This window comes from Sphingomonas carotinifaciens, from assembly GCF_009789535.1.
Classification (GTDB): Bacteria; Pseudomonadota; Alphaproteobacteria; order Sphingomonadales; family Sphingomonadaceae; genus Sphingomonas; species Sphingomonas carotinifaciens.
In genome coordinates this window covers 2,121,327-2,141,411 of the sequence record NZ_WSUT01000005.1, presented here as the reverse complement: position 1 = coordinate 2,141,411, position 20,085 = coordinate 2,121,327, and the positions used below count along the sequence as shown (strand labels likewise).

The 20,085-nt window shown below is 68.1% G+C and carries 17 protein-coding genes; 12 read left to right on the top strand and 5 right to left on the bottom strand.

Going from position 1 to position 20,085, the window contains the following annotated elements; all coding sequences use genetic code 11:
- Window positions 1–35: 35 nt before the first annotated feature.
- Window positions 36–1,043 carry a sulfur carrier protein ThiS gene (thiS, locus tag GQR91_RS12180; RefSeq protein WP_170295647.1) on the bottom strand — a complete coding sequence of 336 codons (1,008 nt, stop codon included), beginning with the start codon at window positions 1,041–1,043 and terminating at the stop codon, window positions 36–38.
- A 90-nt stretch (window positions 1,044–1,133) separates the two neighbouring features.
- On the opposite strand from thiS, the gene aroQ reads away from it, so the two are divergent.
- The 6 genes from aroQ (at window position 1,134) to glnA (ending at window position 5,904) form a co-directional block, all read left to right on the top strand.
- Complete coding sequence (gene aroQ, locus GQR91_RS12175; protein ID WP_149681563.1) at window positions 1,134–1,568, top strand: type II 3-dehydroquinate dehydratase; 435 nt, start codon at window positions 1,134–1,136, stop codon at window positions 1,566–1,568.
- A 14-nt stretch (window positions 1,569–1,582) separates the two neighbouring features.
- On the top strand, window positions 1,583–2,071 hold the full coding sequence (accB, locus tag GQR91_RS12170) for an acetyl-CoA carboxylase biotin carboxyl carrier protein (RefSeq protein ID WP_112382360.1): 489 nt from the start codon (window positions 1,583–1,585) through the stop codon (window positions 2,069–2,071).
- Window positions 2,072–2,076: 5 nt separating this feature from the next.
- The gene (gene accC, locus GQR91_RS12165; RefSeq protein ID WP_149681564.1) at window positions 2,077–3,429 is read left to right on the top strand and encodes an acetyl-CoA carboxylase biotin carboxylase subunit; all 1,353 of its coding nucleotides are present in this window, start codon (window positions 2,077–2,079) and stop codon (window positions 3,427–3,429) included.
- A gap of 142 nt (window positions 3,430–3,571) precedes the next feature.
- Window positions 3,572–3,907 carry an arsenate reductase (glutaredoxin) gene (arsC, locus tag GQR91_RS12160; protein WP_149681565.1) on the top strand — a complete coding sequence of 112 codons (336 nt, stop codon included), beginning with the start codon at window positions 3,572–3,574 and terminating at the stop codon, window positions 3,905–3,907.
- Window positions 3,908–4,067: 160 nt separating this feature from the next.
- Window positions 4,068–4,406 (top strand): P-II family nitrogen regulator, encoded by a 339-nt coding sequence (locus GQR91_RS12155; RefSeq protein ID WP_112382363.1) that lies wholly within the window; start codon window positions 4,068–4,070, stop codon window positions 4,404–4,406.
- Window positions 4,407–4,491: 85 nt separating this feature from the next.
- Window positions 4,492–5,904, top strand: coding sequence for a type I glutamate--ammonia ligase (gene glnA, locus GQR91_RS12150; protein ID WP_112382364.1), 1,413 nt, complete (start codon window positions 4,492–4,494; stop codon window positions 5,902–5,904).
- Between the two features lie 53 nt (window positions 5,905–5,957).
- Here glnA and GQR91_RS12145 read toward each other — a convergent pair whose 3' ends face one another.
- Genes GQR91_RS12145 through GQR91_RS12135 form a run of 3 tightly spaced genes read right to left on the bottom strand, consistent with a single transcriptional unit; the run spans window position 5,958 to window position 13,076 of the window.
- Window positions 5,958–6,932: a quinone oxidoreductase family protein gene (locus GQR91_RS12145; protein ID WP_174236612.1), complete on the bottom strand. Its 975-nt coding sequence runs from the start codon at window positions 6,930–6,932 to the stop codon at window positions 5,958–5,960.
- Window positions 6,933–6,951: 19 nt separating this feature from the next.
- Window positions 6,952–11,121, bottom strand: coding sequence for a translocation/assembly module TamB domain-containing protein (locus GQR91_RS12140; protein WP_149681567.1), 4,170 nt, complete (start codon window positions 11,119–11,121; stop codon window positions 6,952–6,954).
- Window positions 11,118–13,076: an autotransporter assembly complex protein TamA gene (locus GQR91_RS12135; RefSeq protein WP_149681568.1), complete on the bottom strand. Its 1,959-nt coding sequence runs from the start codon at window positions 13,074–13,076 to the stop codon at window positions 11,118–11,120. The genes GQR91_RS12140 and GQR91_RS12135 overlap by 4 nt, the downstream gene beginning before the upstream one ends.
- A 111-nt stretch (window positions 13,077–13,187) precedes the next feature.
- Between GQR91_RS12135 and GQR91_RS19145 the strand changes: the two genes are divergently transcribed.
- Window positions 13,188–13,364: a hypothetical protein gene (locus tag GQR91_RS19145; RefSeq protein ID WP_162843993.1), complete on the top strand. Its 177-nt coding sequence runs from the start codon at window positions 13,188–13,190 to the stop codon at window positions 13,362–13,364.
- Here GQR91_RS19145 and GQR91_RS12130 read toward each other — a convergent pair.
- The gene (locus GQR91_RS12130; RefSeq protein WP_149681569.1) at window positions 13,361–13,981 is read right to left on the bottom strand and encodes a S24 family peptidase; all 621 of its coding nucleotides are present in this window, start codon (window positions 13,979–13,981) and stop codon (window positions 13,361–13,363) included. The genes GQR91_RS19145 and GQR91_RS12130 overlap by 4 nt on opposite strands.
- Window positions 13,982–14,057: 76 nt before the next feature.
- Here GQR91_RS12130 and GQR91_RS12125 point away from each other — a divergent pair, with 76 nt between their 5' ends.
- From GQR91_RS12125 to GQR91_RS12105, 5 genes are all read left to right on the top strand, one after another.
- Window positions 14,058–14,597: a hypothetical protein gene (locus GQR91_RS12125; protein WP_160146741.1), complete on the top strand. Its 540-nt coding sequence runs from the start codon at window positions 14,058–14,060 to the stop codon at window positions 14,595–14,597.
- 73 nt (window positions 14,598–14,670) lie between these two features.
- Window positions 14,671–16,839, top strand: a complete 2,169-nt coding sequence (locus GQR91_RS12120) for a TonB-dependent receptor (RefSeq protein ID WP_235903903.1) — start codon at window positions 14,671–14,673, stop codon at window positions 16,837–16,839.
- Between the two features lie 98 nt (window positions 16,840–16,937).
- Window positions 16,938–18,122 carry an acyl-CoA dehydrogenase gene (locus GQR91_RS12115; RefSeq protein WP_149681571.1) on the top strand — a complete coding sequence of 395 codons (1,185 nt, stop codon included), beginning with the start codon at window positions 16,938–16,940 and terminating at the stop codon, window positions 18,120–18,122.
- 11 nt (window positions 18,123–18,133) lie between these two features.
- Window positions 18,134–19,261: a CaiB/BaiF CoA transferase family protein gene (locus tag GQR91_RS12110; protein ID WP_149681572.1), complete on the top strand. Its 1,128-nt coding sequence runs from the start codon at window positions 18,134–18,136 to the stop codon at window positions 19,259–19,261.
- Between the two features lie 67 nt (window positions 19,262–19,328).
- Window positions 19,329–20,066 carry a class II aldolase/adducin family protein gene (locus tag GQR91_RS12105; protein WP_149681573.1) on the top strand — a complete coding sequence of 246 codons (738 nt, stop codon included), beginning with the start codon at window positions 19,329–19,331 and terminating at the stop codon, window positions 20,064–20,066.
- Window positions 20,067–20,085: the final 19 nt, after the last annotated feature.

Sequence of the window (20,085 nt, the reverse complement as noted above, 5' to 3'; positions counted from 1 at the left end):
GGATCGACCCCGATACGGTTCCGTGGTGGCCTGATTCAGATCAGGCCGGCCAGCGGGCTCGACGGGTCGGCATAGCGGCGCTGGCCCATCCGTCCCGCGCGGTACGACAGGCGCCCCGCCTCCACCGCCGCCCGCATCGCGGATGCCATCATGATCGGGTCCTTCGCCTCGGCGATCGCCGTGTTCATCAGCACGCCGTCACACCCCAGCTCCATCGCCACCGCCGCATCCGACGCGGTCCCCACGCCCGCATCGACCAGCACCGGAACGTTCGCCCCTTCCACGATCAGCCGGATCGTCACCCGGTTCTGTATCCCCAGCCCCGACCCGATCGGCGCCCCCAGCGGCATGATCGCCACCGCCCCCGCATCCTCCAGCCGCTTCGCCGCGATCGGATCGTCGACGCAGTAGACCATCGGCTGGAATCCCTCCTTGGCCAGGATCTCGGTCGCGCGGATCGTCTCCACCATATCCGGATACAGCGTCTTGGCCTCGCCCAGCACCTCCAGCTTGACGAGGTCCCAGCCCCCCGCCTCGCGTGCCAGCCGCAGCGTGCGGATCGCGTCCTCGGCGGTGAAGCAGCCCGCGGTGTTGGGCAGATAGGTGATCCGCCTGGGATCGATATAGTCGGTCAGCATCGGCGCATTGCGGTCGGACACGTTCACCCGGCGCACCGCCACCGTCACGATCTCCGCCCCGCTCGCCTCGACGGCCGCGGCGTTCTGCGCGAAATCCTTGTACTTGCCGGTGCCGACGATCAGCCGCGAGCGGAAGGTGCGTCCCGCCACGCTCCAGCTGTCCTCGGTCACGGGTGCCACGTGATCGCCACCGCCGACGAAATGCACGATCTCGATATCGTCGCCATCCTCGACGCAGACGTCCTTCAGCGTCGAGCGCGGCACCACCTCCATGTTCCGCTCCACCGCCACCTTTTCCGGCACCAGCCCCAGCTCGCTCGCCAGATCGGCGAGGCTGAGCCCCGCCGCCACACGCTTGTGCTCGCCATTCACGCTGATGGTCACGGTTCCGTCGGTATGGGGCATCATGGTTCCAATCTTGGGGCCGGCCTTGGCGGCGCGTTCATCCCCATATAGGTAGCGGATCAGCAATCAGGCAACGTGAAGGACCCGCCCTTGGCCGACATCGTCTATGTCCTCAACGGCCCCAACCTCAACCTGCTCGGCCTGCGCGAGCCCGAAATCTATGGCCGCGACACGCTGGACGACATTGCCGGCATGCTGGAGGACCGCGCCCGCGAACTGGGGCTGGAGATCGACCTGCGCCAGTCGAACCATGAGGGGCATCTGGTCGACTGGCTGCACGAGGCGCAGGCACACCAGGCGCGCGCCGTGCTTTTGAACGCCGGCGGCTTCACTCACACCTCGGTCGCGATCCACGATGCGATCAAGTCGGTCACGACTCCGGTGATCGAGGTCCACCTCTCCAACCCGCATGCGCGGGAGGAATTTCGTCACCACAGCTTTGTCGGGCGTGCCGCAAAAGGCACAATCGCCGGTTTCGGCGCGCTTTCCTACCTGCTGGCGCTTGAAGCCGCCGCCCGCTTCTGACAGGAGCCGCCGCCATGACCGAACAGACTGAACAGGCCATGAAGGTCGATGTCGACCTTGTCCGCCAGCTCGCCGAACTTCTCGATGCCACCGCCCTGACCGAGATCGAGGTCGAGCATGGCGATCGCAAGATCCGCGTCGCGCGCAAGGCCGCTCCCATCGCCGCCGCCCATGCGCATTACGCGCCGGCGCCCGCGCCGCTCGCGGTGCAACCGGCACCGGCCGCGCCCGTCGCCGCCGAGATCGGCGCCTCGGCGCCTGCGACCAGCGCGAACGCGGTCCGCTCGCCGATGGTCGGCACCTGCTACCTTTCGGCCGAACCGGGCGCCAAGCCGTTCGCCAGCATCGGGCAGAAGGTCGCCGCCGGCGACACGCTGCTGATCGTGGAAGCGATGAAGGTGATGAACCCGATCACCGCGCCCCAGGCCGGCACCGTCACCGCCGTGCTGGTCGAGAACGGCCAGCCGGTCGAATTCGACCAGCCGCTGATCGTCGTCGAGTAAGCCTCGTGCGCTCGATCAAGAAGCTCCTGATCGCCAATCGCGGCGAGATCGCGCTGCGCATCCACCGCGCCTGCCATGAAATGGGCATCAAGACGGTGGCGGTGCATTCCACCGCGGATGCCGATGCGATGCACGTGCGCCTGGCGGACGAGGCGATCTGCATCGGCCCGCCGGCCGCCGGCGACAGCTACCTCAACATCCCCAACATCATCTCCGCGGCTGAAATCTCCGGCGCGGACGCAATCCACCCCGGCTATGGCTTCCTGTCGGAAAACGCCAAGTTCGCCGAAATCGTGGAGGCGCATAACCTCATCTTCGTCGGCCCCAAGCCCGAACATATCCGCATCATGGGCGACAAGGTGGAGGCCAAGCGCACCGCCGGCGCGCTCGGCCTTCCGCTCGTCCCCGGTTCCGACGGCGCGATCACCGATGTCGAGGAGGCCAAGGCGCTCGCTGCCGAGATCGGCTATCCCGTGCTCATCAAGGCGGCATCGGGCGGCGGCGGTCGCGGCATGAAGGTCGTGCCGTCCGAGGACCAGCTCGAAACGCTGATGCAGCAGGCCGGCTCGGAGGCGAAGGCCGCGTTCGGCGACGCCACCGTCTACATGGAAAAATATCTGGGCAACCCCCGGCATATCGAATTCCAGGTCTTCGGCGACGGCAACGGCAAGGCGATCCACCTGGGCGAGCGCGACTGCTCGCTCCAGCGCCGGCACCAGAAGGTGCTGGAGGAAGCGCCCTCGCCGATCATCACCGCCGAGGAGCGCGAGCGGATGGGCGGCGTCGTCGCCAGGGCGATGGCAGATATGGGCTATCGCGGCGCCGGCACGATCGAATTCCTGTGGGAAGACGGCGAGTTCTATTTCATCGAGATGAACACCCGGCTTCAGGTCGAACATCCCGTTACCGAGATGATCACCGGCCTCGATCTGGTGCGCGAGCAGATCCAGATCGCCGAGGGCCGCCCGCTGACCTTCGAGCAGCAGGACGTGGAATTCCGCGGTCACGCGATCGAATGCCGCATCAATGCCGAGGATCCGCGCACCTTCGCGCCGTCGCCCGGCACGGTGAAGGTCTATCACGCACCGGGCGGCATGCACGTCCGCGTCGATAGCGGCCTCTACCAGGGCTACAGGGTGCCGCCTTATTACGACAGCATGGTCGCCAAGCTGATCGTCTACGGCGCCACCCGCAACGGCGCGCTCCGCCGCCTGCGCCGCGCGCTGGAAGAGTTCGTGATCGAGGGGATGAAGACCACCATCCCGCTCCACCAGGCGCTGCTCGACGATCCCGAGTTCCAGGACGGCCAGTACACGATCAAGTGGCTGGAGGAATGGCTGGCAAAACAAGACGCCTGACCCAAATTCCCTCTCCCCTCCGGGGAGAGGGAAGGGTGAGGGGTAGACCAACAGTGCTGCGCTGCTTGGCTACCCCTCACCCGCCCACCCACCAAAACAAATCCCTCCACAAAGCGCCCCGATCCTGCCAAAAGGCCGATCGATGAAGGCAACGATCTACCACAATCCGCGCTGCTCCAAATCGCGCGAGGCGCTTGCCCTGCTGCGCGAAGCCGGCGCCGAGGTGGAGATCGTCGAATATCTGAAATCGCCGCCCACCGTGGAGACGCTGCACCGCCTCTACGCGCGCGCCGGTCTTTCCCCGCGCGAAGGTCTGCGCCGTGCCGAGCTGGAGGCCAAGGCACTCGCCGAGGCGGACGAGTTCGCGATCCTGGAAGCGATGGCGATCAATCCGATCCTGATCGAGCGGCCGCTGGTCGAAACCGCGCGCGGCGTCGTGCTCGCCCGCCCGCCCGAGCGCGTGCGGGACATTCTCTGAGCATTGCCGCTCTTTCGGGCACATGCTGCCTGCCTGCCCGTTTAATGGGCAGCGATCGGCGGCATTCGATTGCCTCGCCCAAGGGGCGAGCATCTGGCACATCCTGTGCAAGGCGCCCTGACGGGCGAGGGTTCAAACGCGTTTGGGGGCATCCGGTCTCGTGAAAAAGATTGAGGCGATCATCAAGCCGTTCAAGCTGGATGAGGTAAAGGAAGCGCTGCACGAAATCGGCGTGTCGGGCATCACGGTGACCGAGGCGAAGGGTTTCGGCCGACAAAAGGGGCATACCGAACTTTATCGGGGTGCCGAATATGTCGTCGACTTCCTGCCCAAGGTGAAGCTGGAGGTTGTCGTCGAGGACGCACTGGCCGAACGCGTGGTGGAGGCGATCGCCGCCGCTGCGCAGACCGGTCGGATCGGCGACGGCAAGATCTTCGTGATCCCGGTCGAAACCGCTTTGCGCATCCGTACCGGAGAGCGCGACGACGCGGCGATCTGATCCCGCTTTTCCCCTTCCCGACCCATCCCGGACACCTCCGGCCTCACCGGCCGGGGTATAACGACGACAAGAGGAACGACGTATCATGGCGATGACGGCCACCGACATCCTGAACAAGATCAAGGAAGAAGAGATCGAGTGGGTCGATCTGCGCTTCACCGACCCCAAGGGTAAGTGGCAGCACCTGACCATGGTCGCCTCGATCATGGGCGAGGACGAGTTCACCGACGGCCTGATGTTCGACGGCTCCTCGATCGAGGGCTGGAAGGTCATCAACGAGTCGGACATGGTGCTGAAGCCCGATCTCGACGCCGTTTATACCGATCCCTTCTCGGCGACGCCGATGCTGATCGTGTTCTGCGACGTGGTCGAGCCCTCGACCGGCGAGCTTTATGCGCGTGACCCGCGCTCGACCGCCAAGCGCGCCGAGGCATATCTGACCACCACCGGCATCGGCGACACCGTCTATGTCGGCCCGGAAGCCGAATTCTTCATGTTCGACGACGTGAAGTTCGACACCAACTATGCCGGTTCCTACTTCAAGATCGACGATATCGAGCTGCCGACCAACACCGGCCGCGATTACGAGACCGGCAATCTCGGTCACCGTCCGCGCGCCAAGGGCGGCTATTTCCCCGTGGCCCCGGTCGACTCCGCGGTCGACATCCGCGGCGAGATGGTCACCACCATGCTTGAAATGGGCCTGCCCTGCGACAAGCACCATCACGAGGTCGCGGCCGCGCAGCACGAGCTGGGCATGACCTTCGGCACGCTGACCCAGACCGCCGATCGCATGCAGATCTACAAGTATGTCGTGCATCAGGTCGCCCATGCCTATGGCAAGACCGCGACCTTCATGCCCAAGCCGATCAAGGAAGATAACGGCTCGGGCATGCACACCCACTTCTCGATCTGGAACGGCAAGGATCCGCTGTTCGCGGGCAACGGCTATGCCGGCCTGTCCGACATGTGCCTTTATTTCATCGGCGGCATCATCAAGCATGCCAAGGCGGTGAACGCCTTCACCAACCCGACGACCAACTCGTACAAGCGTCTGGTTCCGGGCTATGAGGCGCCCGTGCTGCTCGCCTATTCGGCGCGCAACCGCTCGGCATCGTGCCGCATCCCCTACGGCACCGGCCCCAAGGCGAAGCGCGTCGAAGTGCGCTTCCCCGACGCGCTCGCCAACCCCTATCTCGCCTATGCGGCGCTGATGATGGCGGGCCTGGACGGCATCCAGAACAAGATCCATCCGGGCGAGGCGATGGACAAGAACCTGTACGACCTGCCGCCGGCAGAGCTCGCCCAGGTCCCGACCGTCTGCGCCTCGTTGCGCGAGGCGCTGGAAAGCCTGGCGGCGGACCACGACTTCCTGCTCAAGGGCGACGTCTTCTCCAAGGAGCAGATCGAGTCCTATATCGAGCTGAAGTATCACGAGGTCGCGCGCTGGGAGATGACCCCGTCGCCGGTCGAATACGACATGTATTATTCGGGCTGATCCCCACCGATCGCCATGGGAAGGGGAGCCGGCAACGGCTCCCCTTTTTCATGTCAGGGCACCAGCACCGTGCTCCCGAACGTCTCCCCCGCCTCGATCGCCCGGTGCGCCTGCGCCGCATCCTCCAGCGCGTACCGCTGTCCGATCTCCGGCACGATCGCCCCCCGCGCCAGCATCGCAAACACCCGCGCCATCAACGCCCGCTTCTCCGCCGCGGTCACCGCATAGTCGAACAGCGTCGGCCGCGTCACGAACAGCGACCCCTTCGACGCCAGCACGCCCAGGTTGACGCCCTCCACCGCCCCCGACGCATTGCCGAAGCTGGCGATCAGCCCGCGCCTCGCCGCACTGTCGAGCGAGGCATTCCACGTCGCCTTGCCCACTCCGTCCAGCACCACCGGCACACCGGCCCCGTCCGTGATCGCGCGCACCCGCGCCGCCACGTCCTCCTGCCGGTTCAGGATCACATGATCCGCCCCCGCCGCCCGCGCCCGCGCGGCCTTCTCCTCGCTTCCCACCGTCCCGATCACCACCGCGCCGATCGCCTTGAGCCATGCGACCAGCAGATGCCCGACGCCGCCCGCCGCGGCATGGACCAGCACCGTCTGCCCCGCCTGCACGCGCGCGCAGTCTTCAACAAGGAACGCCGCCGTCCCGCCCTTCAGCATGATCGCCGCCGCGGTGTCGTCGTCGACCGCGTCCGGCAACGGGACCAGCAGGTCGGCGGCAACGTTGCGCGCGGTGGCATAGGCGCCGCGCACCGGCCCGAACACGCCCACCCGGTCGCCGACCGCGAAGTCCGTCACGCCCTCGCCCACCGCCTCCACGACGCCCGCCGCTTCCGATCCCAGCCCGCCCGGCAGGTCGATCGGGTACAGCCCGCTGCGATGATAGGTGTCGATATAGTTGAGCCCGACCGCGCGGTGGCGCATCCGCACCTCGCCCGCCGCGGGCGCGGCCAGCGCGACATCGTGCCAGCCGATCACCTCGGGTCCGCCCGTCCGCTCGATCCGCGCGATCCGTTCCATCATTTCGGCCCTTCGCTGTTCAAAAATCCCGGGAAACCCGCACGTTCGCGCTCTGCCGCCCCAGTGTCGAGATGCTGGACAGCAGCGACAGCCAGCGTGTCACCTGAAACTCCACCCGCGTCGCGGAATATCCCTGACCATCGGTCACGATCTCCGCATAGAAGCGGCGGGTGATGAACTTGCCCGCGGCCACCGAGGTGCCCTGCCCCGTCTGCGGATCGGCGGGCAGGACGCGCAACCGGTCCAGCCCGGCTGCGCGGCGCACGGCGTTGATCGGGTTCAGCCCGTTGCCGCCATCCTGCAACGCCGCCACCGCCGCTGCCAGTTGCAACGCCTCGGGCGCGGACAGTTGGGTGATCGACGTCCCGAACAACAGCCGCGACAGCAACTCGTCCTCGGGCAAAGCCGGCGTGCTGGAAAAGCCGATTTCCGGCTTCAACCCCGTTCCCGTCACGCGGATCGATGCGGTCAGCCCGGTGACATTGGCGTTGGCGACGATATCCAGCGCCGGATTGGCGGGCACCTCGCCGTTGAAGCGGATCACGCCGCGATCCAGATTGAACTCGCGCCCTGCAAATTCATAATCGCCGCGGATCAGCGTCGCCTGTCCCGTGATCGCCGGATTGGTCGGCTCGCCGCCGATCTGCAAATCCGCCGACCATTCGCTGCTGAGGCCCAGCCCGGAGACCATGAGCTGGCCCGGCGCCCGCGCCTTCACCGCCAGCGTCCACGGTTTGGCCGGCACCTCGTCCTCCGCGCCGCCGCCCGGCACGTTGATCTCGCGCACCGCCAGCTTGGGCACCGCCGTCGCGGCACTTGCCTGTCCCAGCCGGTATCGGCTGCGGTTCAGCACCACGTCGCCGGTAATCTGCCCGCCCGACCCGTTCGACACGAAGGAAAGCGGCCCGCTCACCGTCGCGCCGATATCGTCGCGCGCGATCATCACCGCACGGTCCGCCTGCAGCGACAGGTTCATGCCGATGCCGCCGCGCGCCGCGAAATCGAACGCGCCGCTGCCCGTCACCCGGCCGCCGCGCCCGGCATCGGCGCCGAAGCGGTCGATCACCAGCCGCGATCCGTCGAAGCGGCCGTTCGCCTGGACGTTGGTCAGCACCGTGCCGGTCGTGCCGCTCTCGATCCGCGCGCCATTGGCCTGCAGCGCGCCGCGAATCACCGGCACCGCCAGTTGCCCGCTCACATCCGCACCGATCGCGACCGGGCCCGACAGGTCGAACATCTCGATCCCGGTCAGCCGCCACAGCGTGTCCGCCGGCCCGGCATAGCGCAACTGCCCGAACAGCTTCGCGCGCAGCAACCGTTCGCTCAAGGATCCGCTGCCCAGCGGTTGCAGCAGGGCCTGCCCCCGCCCGATCGTCCGCCCGCCCGACGCCATGACCGCGCGCAGCCCCAGCCGGTCGGCCGAAAGAACACCCGCCAGCCCCATGTCGATCGGCCGCGACGACAGCACCAGCCCCGATCGCGTCAGGCCGCGTACCGTCAGGTCCACGCGTCCCGTCGGCGCCGCGCCCGCATGCGTCGCCACCCGTATCGTGCCGGACGCGTTGCCGCCCAGGCCCAGCCCCGGATAGCCGATGTCCAGCACCGTCAGCGGCATGCGAGTCAGGCTCGCCTCCAGCGCGCCCTCGCTGCCGCCGAACCGGCCGGACATCTCCACCGTGCCGCCCGAAAAGCTCAATTGCGTCTGCGCCAGCCGCCAGCTCTCGCCATCGCGCGTGATCGTCGCCGGGGTCAGCAGGCGCAGCGGCCGCCGGTCGAGCGTCCCTTGCGCCGACACGACATAGCGGTCGGGCGATACGCCGATCACCGTCTGGATATCGAAGGCGCGGCCCCGCGATCCCGCGATCGATGCGCGAACTTCGCCCGCCCCGTCCGTCAGCTTCGCCGTCGCGGCGAACCGCCCCAGGCTCAACCGTCCCCGGCGCAGCCCCTGTCCGCTGGCGCTTCCCTCGATCGTCACGCCCGCCGGATCGAGCATCATCGCAAAGTCCGCGCGCCCCTGGCGAAGCACGGCACCGCCACCCAGTTGCACGCCGCTCGCACGCAACTGCCCCTCGATCCGCTGGATATCGCCCACCGGCCGGAAGGTCAGCGCACCGCTCCAGCCGCCGCCGGTCACGTCCAGACGGCCGTCAAAGCCGCCATCGACGATGTTCAGCCGTCCCGTCCCGCGCGCCCCGCTGACGTCCAGGGCATCGACCATGATCGCGGCCTGCCCCCCGCGCGGCAACAGGATCGCGCCCGATGCCCGGAACGGCCCGCCGCGCGACCCGCCCTCGGCGGTATAGCCAAAGCCCTGCGGCGTCGGCTCCAGATGCGCGCGCACATCGCGCAGGCCCAGCGCCGCATTGGGGCTCGCCAGCAACAGGTCCACGCGCGGCCGGGCGATGTCGCCGTCCAGCACCAGTTGCACCGGGCCATAGGTCGATTGCTGTCCCCCGCCCTCGAAATGGAAGCTGCCGTCGCGCCGGCGATAGCCTTGCCCGCGCAGGCGCAGCGACGGCGCGATCAGCACCAGGTCGGCAAAGTGCAGCACCCCGTCCGGCGTCCGCTCCAGCCGCGCGGTCAGCCGCGGCAGGCCACCGGCAAGGCTGCGGAAAAAGGCGTTGTCCAGCCGCAGCACGCGTGCCGCGCCCTGCCCCACCACCCGCGTGCCGTGCCCGCCCGGCCCCGGCACCACGTTCAGTCGGGACGTCACCTCCACCAGCCCCAGACCGGGGATCAGATACCGCCCCAGCCGCCCGTTCAACCCCACCTCGTACCGGCCGGTCGCCAGATCCACCGACAGCGCCATCGTTCCCGACAGCTTGTCGGACCGCAGCCGCAGCGCGTCGGCGCTCAGCGTACCGGGCGTCAGGCGCAGCGCCCCGTCGATCGACAGGTTGCGCAATATGCCCCCCGCGACATTGCCGACCCCGCCCACCGCCGCGGCGGTGAACCGCACCGGCACCATCACCGGCCAGTGCGACCACCGCCCCCGCCCCGCCGCCCGTGGCCGCACGATCACCGTCCGGTCGAACGCCAGCGCCTTGGCGAACAGGCGATATTCATAGGCGGCACTGGCGAACGGTCCGTCGAGCAACAGGCGCAGTTCCACGTCCTCGCCCCGCATCGTGCGCAGCACGGCGGAGGGACGAAGCAGACGCACCCTGGTCTTCAGGTTACGGAACGCATTCTGGCTCAGATCGACCATGCCCTGCGTCTCGATCGCCAGCGCGCCGCTGCGCAGCGCCAGCGTCCCGTCCAGCCGCCGCTCGGCAAAGCGACCGCGGCCGCGCACCCGCACCCCCGGCAGGGTCAGTTGCTGCAACCGCCCTTTCAGCAGCGGCGCCGGCGCCACGCTCCCGTCCAGCGCATAGCGGCCCGCATCCGCCGACAGGCGCAACGCCATCGCCTGCGCCGACCCGATCTGTCCCGTCGCGCGGCCGCGCCACCGCGCCCAGCGCCCGTCGCCCGTCACGTCCAGCGCCACGCTCTGCCGCGCGCCCACCATCCGCGCCAGCACGCCGCGCGCCGCACCGCGCGCGACCACGTCGATATCGAACCGGTCGCGATCGGGCTCGGCATCGATGTTGAGCCGCAACCGGTCGCTGCCCTCCACCACCGCATCCAGCGCGACCAGCGCACGGCCCCGCCGGATGTCGGCACGCCCCTGCAACCGCCCGGTACGGCGCTGGCCCAGCACGGCGGGCGCCAGCACCAGCCGGTCGACCGACAGCGCGCCGATCGCGATATCGAATTCGGGGAGGATCGGTCCGCGCCGACCGGTCGGGCGGGTACGCGGCACGTGCAGCAACTGCGCCTCCGGCACCGCCAGCCGCCTTATGTCCAGCCGGTTGCCGATCCACCGCCATGGCCGCCAGTCCAGCGTGACGCGCGGCGCGTGGAACACCAGCCCGTCCAGATCATAGACGCGCACATCCGCCAGCCGCGCCTCTCGATAGATCGACCCGTCGATCCGCCCGACCGCGAAGCGCAGGCCGTTTGCCGTGCGCACTTTTCCGATCTGGTCCGCGACCCAGCGATGCCCGGCCTGCGTATCGACCGCGGCCAGCGCCGCGAGCAGGATGGCGACGATCCCCAACACGATGCCCGCCAGCCACCGCCACCAGTGCCGCCGCTGCCGCGGCGACGCGGGCGCGGTTTCAGGGCTGTCGTCCGTCTCGCTCAAAACGCCTGCCCCAGCGAGACATAGACCGCGATCCGGCTGTCGCCCGGCTGCGGATTGATCGGCGTGCCGACATCGACGCGGATCGGGCCGAAGTTCGAATAATAGCGCACGCCGAGGCCAGTGCCGAACCGCATGCCGGTCAGGCGCGGCAGCGGCGAGGTGTAGATGTTGCCCGCATCCAGGAACGGCACGACGCCGAAATTGCCGAACGCCTTCACGCGCGCCTCGATCGAGAATTCGGCAAGACTGCGCCCGCCGATCGGGTCGTTGTTCGCATCGCGCGGCCCGATCGACTGAAAGCCATAACCGCGGACCGAGGCACCGCCGCCCGCATAGAAGCGCCGCGACGGCGCGATCTGGTCGCGCGGCGCCCCCAGGATCGTTCCCAGCCGAGTACGCGCGGCCAGCACCACGCCGTCCCGTACCGGGCGGTAGATGCTGGCATCCACCTGCGTACGGGTATAGCCGAACACGGCGCCCTGCAGCGACAGTTCGGGGCTCGCCCGCCCGCCCAGCCGGAAGCCGCGCGTCGGATTCAACAGGTCGTCCGACCCGTCATAATTCAGGCTGGTCGGCAGCGCGCCGATAAAGAAGGTACGCCGCCGGTCGACCCCGGTCGATGCGATCACGTCGCGCTCGTCCGACGCCAGCAATTCGGCCCCCAGCGACCATGTCCAGGTCTTCTGAAAAAAGATGTTGGTCTGCCGCTCCAGGCTGCCCGACAGGGACAATGTCTGTGCCTCGAATGCGTCGCGGTTGATGTGCGTGGCGGCGAACTGCGCGGTCAGTACCCGGTCGCGCCCGTTGAAGTTGTTGCGACGATAGACGACCGCGCCCAATTGCTCGCGCGTGCCCAGCACCGACCGCAGCGTCAGCGCCCCTTCGGGCGGGAACAGGTTGCGGTGCGTCCAGCTCAGTTCGGCGCGTGCGCCCTCGCCAGTGCCATAGCCCAGCTCGCCCGCCACCGTCCGCGGCGGCGCCGGTGCGGTCGCCACGCGGATGTCGACGGTGTCCGGGGTCGCGCCCGGCACCGGCTCCACCTTCACCGACGACACCAGGCTGGTCTGCACCAGCGCCCGGCGCAGGTCGTCGAGCGATCCGGAGTCATACGGCTCGCCGGGCCGGAAGCGGGCAATGTCGGCGATATGGTCCGCCTCGAACACCGATTTGCGTGCACCCTGTTCCGCAACCGCCACGATCCGTCCGAACCGCCGGGCGGTGCCGGGCTCCACCGACAGGTCGAGCGTCGCGGTGCGGGCGGCGCGGTCGACCACGATCTGCGGCTCGCCCACCTTGGCAAAGGGAAAGCCCTCGCGCCCGATCGCGGTTTCGAGCCGCGCCTGCCCGGCGACGATCGCGTCGGCATCCACCGGGTCCTGCGTCTTCACGCCGAACGCGGTGCGCAGGTCGCCCGCCTTGTCGCCCGCCAGCGCCAGTCCGTCGATCGTCACGCCGGCAAAGCGGTACAGGGCACCCGGCACCGCCTCCAGCACGACGTTCGGCGTCGCGCCCGGTTCGATCCGGGTGGCGACGCTGGCGTCATAATATCCCTCACCGCGCAGCAGCGTGGTCAACAGATCGGCATCCTCGCGCGCGCGCCGGTCCAGCTGCGCGGCATTGGCGGGCTCGTTATCATGCGCATTCAGCGTCGATACCTGGTCGAACCGCTCGCGCAGCAGCGCGCCTGCCCCATCCACGCCCTCGACCGCCCAGCGATACCGCCGCTCGGCCGCAGCATCAGTCGTCGTCAACGCCTCCACCAGATCCCCCCCCGGCGCCGCCGCCAGATCCGGCCAGTCGACCCCTATCCCAGGCAATGCCGCCAACGGCGCATTGGGATCCAGCGGCACGGGTTCGGCGGCGGGTGGCACCGCCTGTGCCCCCGCACTCGCGCTGACCAGCAGGATGGACGCCGCGGCCGCGCATCGGCCGGACCGTCGAACGCGGAACACCATGACCGCTCCCTAACCGCACCGCCGCGCATTCCATAGCCCCACCCACAGGAAAAACGACGGCGCGACGCCGGATCGCTGGCGTAGCGCGGCCGGTCATGGCAGGCAGCGGCGATGACGACGTCTTCCTCACGCCCGCCCGCCGCCGGCGGCGTGCTGATCGCGCTGGGTGCCATCATCGGCACCGCGATCGGCCTGCCTTTTGGCGAAACCACGCTGGGCTTTCTCGCCGGCCTTGCCCTGGGCATCGCGGCGGCGCTCGTCATCTGGCGGCGCGACCGCCGCCGTTAGGACGGCGCACGCATCTGCCACACCACCCGGCCGATCACCGTCGGTCGGCCGCCGGGCACCGGCGGCGCAGCGGGATTGTCGCTGGTCACGACCAGCGCCTCCGCCTCGGCGCGCACCCGCTTCACCAGCACGGCGTCGCCGATCCGCAAGACATAGATGCCGCCGCGCGAGCCGGGCACCCGGTCATCCTCGTTAACCAGCAGATAGTCGCCATCGGCAAGTCCCGGCGCCATCGAGTCGCCCCGCACCCGCACCATCGACGACGCCCCCTCCCGCAGGCCTAGCTGCCGCGCCAGCCGCGCGTCGATCGTCGCGATCCCCAACGCCGGATCATCCTCCACCACCGCGCCCGGTCCCGCGGACACCGCAACGTCACGCCGCACCACCGTTACCCGCGACGTCCCCACGGACGCCGCCCCGCCCAGCCGCTCCTCCCCCACCCCAAAAAACTCGGCCAATCGTCGCCGATCCTCCTCATGCAACCGACGGGGGCTGCCACGACCAACAAATTGCTGAAGATAGGCGGCGTTACGGCCCAGCATCCGCGACAGCGCCGCCAGACTGACACCTGCCGCCTCCGCCAGCTCGTTCAGTGCCTGTCTGGGATCATCCTGCATGCCCCAATCTAGTCACAGGAAATTTCCTAGACAAGTTGGAAATAGAACAGAACAAGAACGAAGAAGGAGATTCGCGATGGGAGATGTTCATGGGGCTGATGATCAGGATCGACCGGTTCTTGCGGAGTACGGCCATGCCGGAGACGCGGTTCGGGAGACTGGCGGTCAACGATCCGCGGCTGATCGGCGACCTTCGCCGTGGGCGGCAATTGCGGCGGCGGACGATCCAGCGGATCGAAGCGTTCCTGGCCGCACGCGATGGCTGAACCGCCAGCGTGCCGGCCGTTCGGAGGGGCCGGGCGCAGCGCTGTGCCGGGCGCTCGTCACCGACGCCGCGCGACTTGGCCTGACCCTGTCGGCCCATGTCCGGCACGAGCAGGACTGGTGTTCGGCCACCTTCACCGGAACCCGCCTTACGGTTGAGGTCGACGCGCAACCGCATCCTGCCTGGACCGGCATCCTCGCCACCTGGCTTGCCGCCCTGCCCGACCGCGACCTGACCATGGCCCGGCACCTGGTGGCAGACCTGGTCGCAGCGCCGCCCACCGTCATCGACGCCGACATCACGATCCAGCTTGAGGCGCTGCTGCTCGATCGCCCACCGATCGGAACATGACGAGCATTTAACTTGATATGCTGTATCATCACGATACGAGAGCGGCGTTTCGCCTTTTCTGTTGGAGCCCGTCTTGGCAAAAGCCTTGTTCCTGTCCGGTCTGTCCGCCCTCGCCCTGGCCACCCCCGTTCTGGCGCAAACGGCTCCCCCGACCGATCCCGCGCCGGCACGCGATCGCGGCCGGGACATCGTCATCACCGCACCAATCCGCCAGTCGGAGGCGGACGTGCTGTCGGGCACCTCGATCCTCGCCGGCGAGGAACTCAGCCGCGCGATCCGGCCGACGATCGGCGAGACGCTTGCCCGCCTGCCCGGCGTCTCGGCCACCTCGTTCGGCCCCAATGCATCGCGCCCGGTGCTGCGCGGCTTCCAGGGCGAGCGCATCCGCGTCCTGTCCGACGGCATCGGTTCGATCGATGCATCCAACACCAGCGTTGACCATGCGGTCGCGATCAACCCGCTGCTCGCCGACCGGGTCGAGGTGCTGCGCGGCCCCTCTGCGCTGCTGTTCGGATCGTCGGCGGTGGGCGGCGTCGTCAACGTCGTCGACACGCGTATCCCGCGCACCGTCCCGGAAAACGGCTACCGGTTGTCCGGTATCGCCACCTACGGCTCGGCAGCCAACGAACGCTCCATCTCGTCTGCGGCCGACGTCGCGGTCGGCGGCGGCCTGGTGCTGCATGCCGACGGGTCCTATCTGCGCACCGGTAACCTGCGCATTCCGGGTTACGCCCTGTCCCCGGTCCAGCGTGCGCGCGCTCTTGCCTCTGCCGGCCTGCCGGTCGAGGACGATCATGACCACGGCGATGACGATCATGGCCATGATCACGGCGACGAGGTCGATTTTGCCGCCAATGCCGGCATCCGCAAGCGGCTGCCCAACACGGCGTCGGAAACGTGGAACGCCGGCGTCGGCGCTTCGCTGATCCGCGATGGTGGCAGCCTGGGCATCTCGTACAGCCATTATGACAGCCTTTACGGCCTGCCCGTCCGCTATGCGGTCGCCCCCGGCCAGGAGCAGGAAAGCCCGCGTATCTCGCTGAAGCAGGACCGTTTCGACCTGCGCGGCGAGATCGAGGCGGGGGGATCGTTCATTGATCGCATCCGCATCCGCGCCGCGACGGCCGATTACACTCATGCCGAACTCGGGCCCGATGGCGACATCCACACTCGCTTCGACACGCAAGGGATCGAGGGCCGGGCCGAACTGGTGCAGGCGAACCGCGGTGGCTGGCTGGGCGCATCGGGCGTGCAATATTTCCACCGCCGCTTCGACGTCGCGGGCGAGGAAGCCTTTCTGCCGCGCAACGACACGTCGCAGGTCGGCTTGTTCACCCTGCAACAGTTCAACATGGGCCCCTTCCGCGCCGAGGCCGGCGCACGGTACGAGAATACGTCGGTGGAGGCACGGCCCGGCCTTGCCAACACGCGCTTCTTCAACGGCCAGCGGACGTTCGATGCGGTGTCCGGCTCGCTCGGCGCCTCCTATGAGGTTGCGCCCGACATCCGCATCGGCCTGAACGGCTCGCGTACCGAGCGCGCACCGGCCGCCGAGGAGCTTTATGCCAATGGCCCGCATGCCGGCACCCAGGCCTATGAGCTCGGCAACCCCAACTTCCGGCTGGAGAAAAGCTGGGGGCTGGAGGCGACGCTGCACGCCCACCGCGACGCCTGGAGCTTTGACGCGTCCGCCTATTACAACTGGTTCTCCAACTATATCTACGAGAACCAGGTTGCGCCCGCCGCCTGCGCTGCCGCCGCACCGGGCGAGGATATCGACCTGCCCTGCTTCCAGTTCGCACAGGCCGATGCGCGCTATTATGGGCTGGAGGCGCAAGGATCGCTGCGCCTGGCGACGATCGGTGGCTACCGGATCAATGCAGACCTGCTCGGCGACTGGGTGCATGCCCGCGTCGTGAACCAGGGCCCGGTGCCGCGCATTCCGCCGCTGCGCCTGCTCGGCGGGCTTGAGGCGCAGGGCGACACGGCCAGCGCGCGCGTCGAGGTGGAGCACAGCTTCGAACAGGACCGGGTGACCACCTTCGAAACGCCGACCGACGGCTTCACGCTGGTCAACGCTTCGGTCTCGCTTCACCCGTTCGGTGCCGCCAATCCGACGACGCTGATCCTGAGCGGCAACAATCTGTTCGACGTGACAGCCCGACGCCACGCCAGCGTCCTGAAGGATTTCGCGCCGCTGGCCGGACGTGATCTTCGCGCGACGCTCAGCTTCCGGCTGTGATAGCCCGGCATCTGGTGCGTGGGGACGGCTTTTGTCCCTACGCACTGGACAAGCCATACTGTTTCTTCGAAACCGGCCCCGTGAAAAGGAGAGACGCGATGGCCGGCATGGGCAGTTTCGACTGGGCGGACCCGTTCCTGCTCGACGAGCAGTTGAGCGATGACGAACGGATGATCCGCGACACCGCGCACGCCTATGCGCAGGATCGCCTTGCCCCGCGTATCATCGAGGCTTTCGCCAACGAGCATACCGATCCCGACATCTTTCGCGAGATGGGCGAACTGGGCCTGCTCGGTCCCACCATCCCGGAGGAATATGGCGGCGTCGGTGCCAGCTATGTCGCCTATGGGCTGGTCGCGCGCGAGGTGGAGCGCATCGACTCCGGCTATCGCTCGATGATGAGCGTGCAGTCCAGCCTCGTCATGTATCCCATCCACGCCTATGGGTCGGAGGATCAGAAGCGCCAGTATCTGCCCAAACTGGCGCGCGGCGAGTGGATCGGCTGTTTCGGCCTGACCGAACCCGATGCCGGCTCCGACCCCGGCGGCATGCGCACCACCGCGCGCAAGGTGGACGGCGGCTATCTGCTGTCGGGTGCCAAGACTTGGATCTCCAACAGCCCGATTGCCGACGTCTTCGTCATCTGGGCCAAGTCGGACGCACATGGCGGCGCCATCCGCGGCTTCGTGCTGGAAAAGGGCATGAAGGGGCTCAGCGCGCCCAAGATCGACAACAAGCTGTCGCTCCGCGCGTCGATCACCGGCATGGTGATGATGGACGATGTCGAGGTCGGCGAGGATGCACTCCTGCCCGATGTGCAGGGGCTGAAGGGCCCGTTCGGCTGCCTCAACCGTGCCCGCTACGGCATCAGCTGGGGGGCGCTGGGCGCCGCCGAGTTCTGCCTCCACGCCGCGCGCCAATATGGCCTGGATCGCCAGCAATTCGGCACCCCGCTTGCCGGGCGGCAGCTTTACCAGAAGAAGCTGGCCGATATGCAGACCGAGATCGCACTGGGTCTGCAGGCTTCGCTGCGCGTCGGCCGCCTGATGGACGAAGGCCGGTTCGCGCCCGAGATGGTCTCGATCGTCAAGCGCAACAATGTCGGCAAGGCGCTGGATATCGCCCGCATGGCGCGCGACATGCACGGCGGCAACGGCATTTCCGGCGAGTATCAGGTGATGCGCCACATGATGAACCTGGAAACGGTGAATACCTATGAAGGCGCGCACGACGTCCATGCGCTGATCCTGGGGCGGGCGATCACCGGCATTGCCGCCTTCTGAACACCGCCGCGATGACCGCAACTCCGCTCGCCGGCCTGAAGGTGGTCGAGCTTGCCCGCATCCTCGCCGGCCCCTGGGCGGGGCAGGTCCTCGCCGATCTGGGCGCGGAGGTGGTCAAGGTCGAAAGCCCGGCGGGCGACGACACCCGCCGCTGGGGCCCACCCTTCGTCGCCAATCCGGACGGCACCGAGGATGCCGCCTATTTCCATGCCGCCAACCGCAACAAGCGTTCGGTCGTCGCCGATTTCACCACGCCGCAGGGCCAGGCGATCGTCCGCGATCTGGTCGCCGATGCCGACATCCTGATCGAGAATTTCAAGGTCGGCGGCCTGACGCGCTACGGCCTCGATTATGCCAGCCTGTCCGCGCTCAACCCGCGGCTGGTCTATTGCTCGATCACCGGCTTCGGTCAGGACGGCCCCTATGCCCACCGCGCCGGCTACGACTTCATCGTGCAGGGGATGAGCGGCATCATGGACCTGACCGGCGAGCCGGACGGGGCGCCGCAAAAGATCGGCGTGGCCTTTGCCGACATCATGACCGGCTTGTACGCGGTGATCGCGATCCAGGCGGCACTGCACATGCGCGCGCGCACCGGGCACGGCCAGCATATCGACATGGCGCTATTCGACACGATGACCGGCGTTCTCGCCAATCAGGCGATGAACTGGTTCGCCGGCGGCGTCTCCCCGACCCGGCTCGGCAATGCCCATCCCAATATCGTGCCCTATGCGGTGTTTCCGGTGCGCGACGGCTGGTTCATCCTGGCCGTTGGCAACGACGCGCAATATCGCCGCTTCTGCACGATCGTCGGTCTCGATCCCGATGACCCGCGCCACGCCACCAACGCGCTGCGCCTTGCCCGCCGCGACACGCTGATCCCGCTGATCGAGGCGGCGACCCGCCGCTTCGACCGCGACGACCTTCTGGCGCGTCTGGAGGCGGCGGGCGTCCCGGCCGGCCCGATCAACAGCGTCGCACAGGCGTTCGCCGATCCCCAGATCCTCGCCCGCGGCCTTGCGATCGATGCGGCGCGGGCAGATGGCGGCACCGTGCCCGGCATACGCACCCCGATCCGTTTCTCGGATGCGTCCCTTGCCGATCCGCTGGCCGCACCGATGCTGGGCAAGGGCGACTGACCCGATTGCATCCGCCCGCATCCGTGGCATACCCTTCTTCTGAAAAGAAAACGGAGGAGAGGTTGTCATGGCCCCCAGCGCTGCCGAATGGGAGGCGCGCCAGCAGCTCGCCGCCTGCTACCGCGTGTTCGACATGCTCGGCTGGTCCGAGATGATCTACAACCACATCACCCTGAAGGTGCCGGACGAGGACGGCGCGTTCCTCATCAACCCCTTCGGCCTGCATTTTTCCGAGGTCACCGCCTCCAGCCTCGTGAAGATCGATATCGACGGCAACACGCTGGCGGACAGCCCCTATCCCGTGAACCTTGCCGGTTTTACCCAGCACGCCGTCTTCCACCGCCACCTGCCCGACGCGCATTGCATCATGCACACCCACACCACCGCCGGCGCCGCGGTCAGTTCGGTCGAGGGCGGGCTGCGCCCCACCAACTTCTACGCTTGCGGCTTTGCCGGCCAGATCGCCTATCATGAGTTCGAAGGCGTCACCGTCCGCTCCGAGGAAGGCGAGCGCCTGATCGCCAATCTCGGCGACAGGCGCGTGATGTTCCTGCGCAACCACGGCATCCTCGTCATGGGCCGCACCCTGCCCGAGGCGTTTCTGAAACACTGGTCGCTCCAGCGCGCCTGCGAGATCCAGATCGCCACCGCCACCATGGGCCGCGCGCTGGAGGTGCCGCCGGAGGTCATTGCCGTCCACCAGCGCGACCTGTCCAAGGTCCAGATCCCCGGCGGCCCCGGCAGGGCGGATTTCGCCGCCATGGTCCGCCTCGTCGATCGCATCGACCGGACATGGCGGGATTAGGTGCGATCCGCTAGGACGG

What these genes read in the sequence shown, in the direction of transcription:
- glnA (WP_112382364.1), top strand. Translation starts at nt 4,492, where the DNA reads ATGGCGATGACGGCCACCGACATCCTGAACAAGATCAAGGAAGAAGAG.
- GQR91_RS12130 (WP_149681569.1), bottom strand. Translation starts at nt 13,981, where the DNA reads ATGCAGGATGATCCCAGACAGGCACTGAACGAGCTGGCGGAGGCGGCA.
- GQR91_RS12105 (WP_149681573.1), top strand. Translation starts at nt 19,329, where the DNA reads ATGGCCCCCAGCGCTGCCGAATGGGAGGCGCGCCAGCAGCTCGCCGCC.
- GQR91_RS12110 (WP_149681572.1), top strand. Translation starts at nt 18,134, where the DNA reads ATGACCGCAACTCCGCTCGCCGGCCTGAAGGTGGTCGAGCTTGCCCGC.
- GQR91_RS19145 (WP_162843993.1), top strand. Translation starts at nt 13,188, where the DNA reads ATGACGACGTCTTCCTCACGCCCGCCCGCCGCCGGCGGCGTGCTGATC.
- GQR91_RS12145 (WP_174236612.1), bottom strand. Translation starts at nt 6,932, where the DNA reads ATGGAACGGATCGCGCGGATCGAGCGGACGGGCGGACCCGAGGTGATC.
- accB (WP_112382360.1), top strand. Translation starts at nt 1,583, where the DNA reads ATGACCGAACAGACTGAACAGGCCATGAAGGTCGATGTCGACCTTGTC.
- thiS (WP_170295647.1), bottom strand. Translation starts at nt 1,043, where the DNA reads ATGCCCCATACCGACGGAACCGTGACCATCAGCGTGAATGGCGAGCAC.
- GQR91_RS12115 (WP_149681571.1), top strand. Translation starts at nt 16,938, where the DNA reads ATGGCCGGCATGGGCAGTTTCGACTGGGCGGACCCGTTCCTGCTCGAC.
- GQR91_RS12125 (WP_160146741.1), top strand. Translation starts at nt 14,058, where the DNA reads ATGGGAGATGTTCATGGGGCTGATGATCAGGATCGACCGGTTCTTGCG.
- arsC (WP_149681565.1), top strand. Translation starts at nt 3,572, where the DNA reads ATGAAGGCAACGATCTACCACAATCCGCGCTGCTCCAAATCGCGCGAG.
- GQR91_RS12135 (WP_149681568.1), bottom strand. Translation starts at nt 13,076, where the DNA reads ATGGTGTTCCGCGTTCGACGGTCCGGCCGATGCGCGGCCGCGGCGTCC.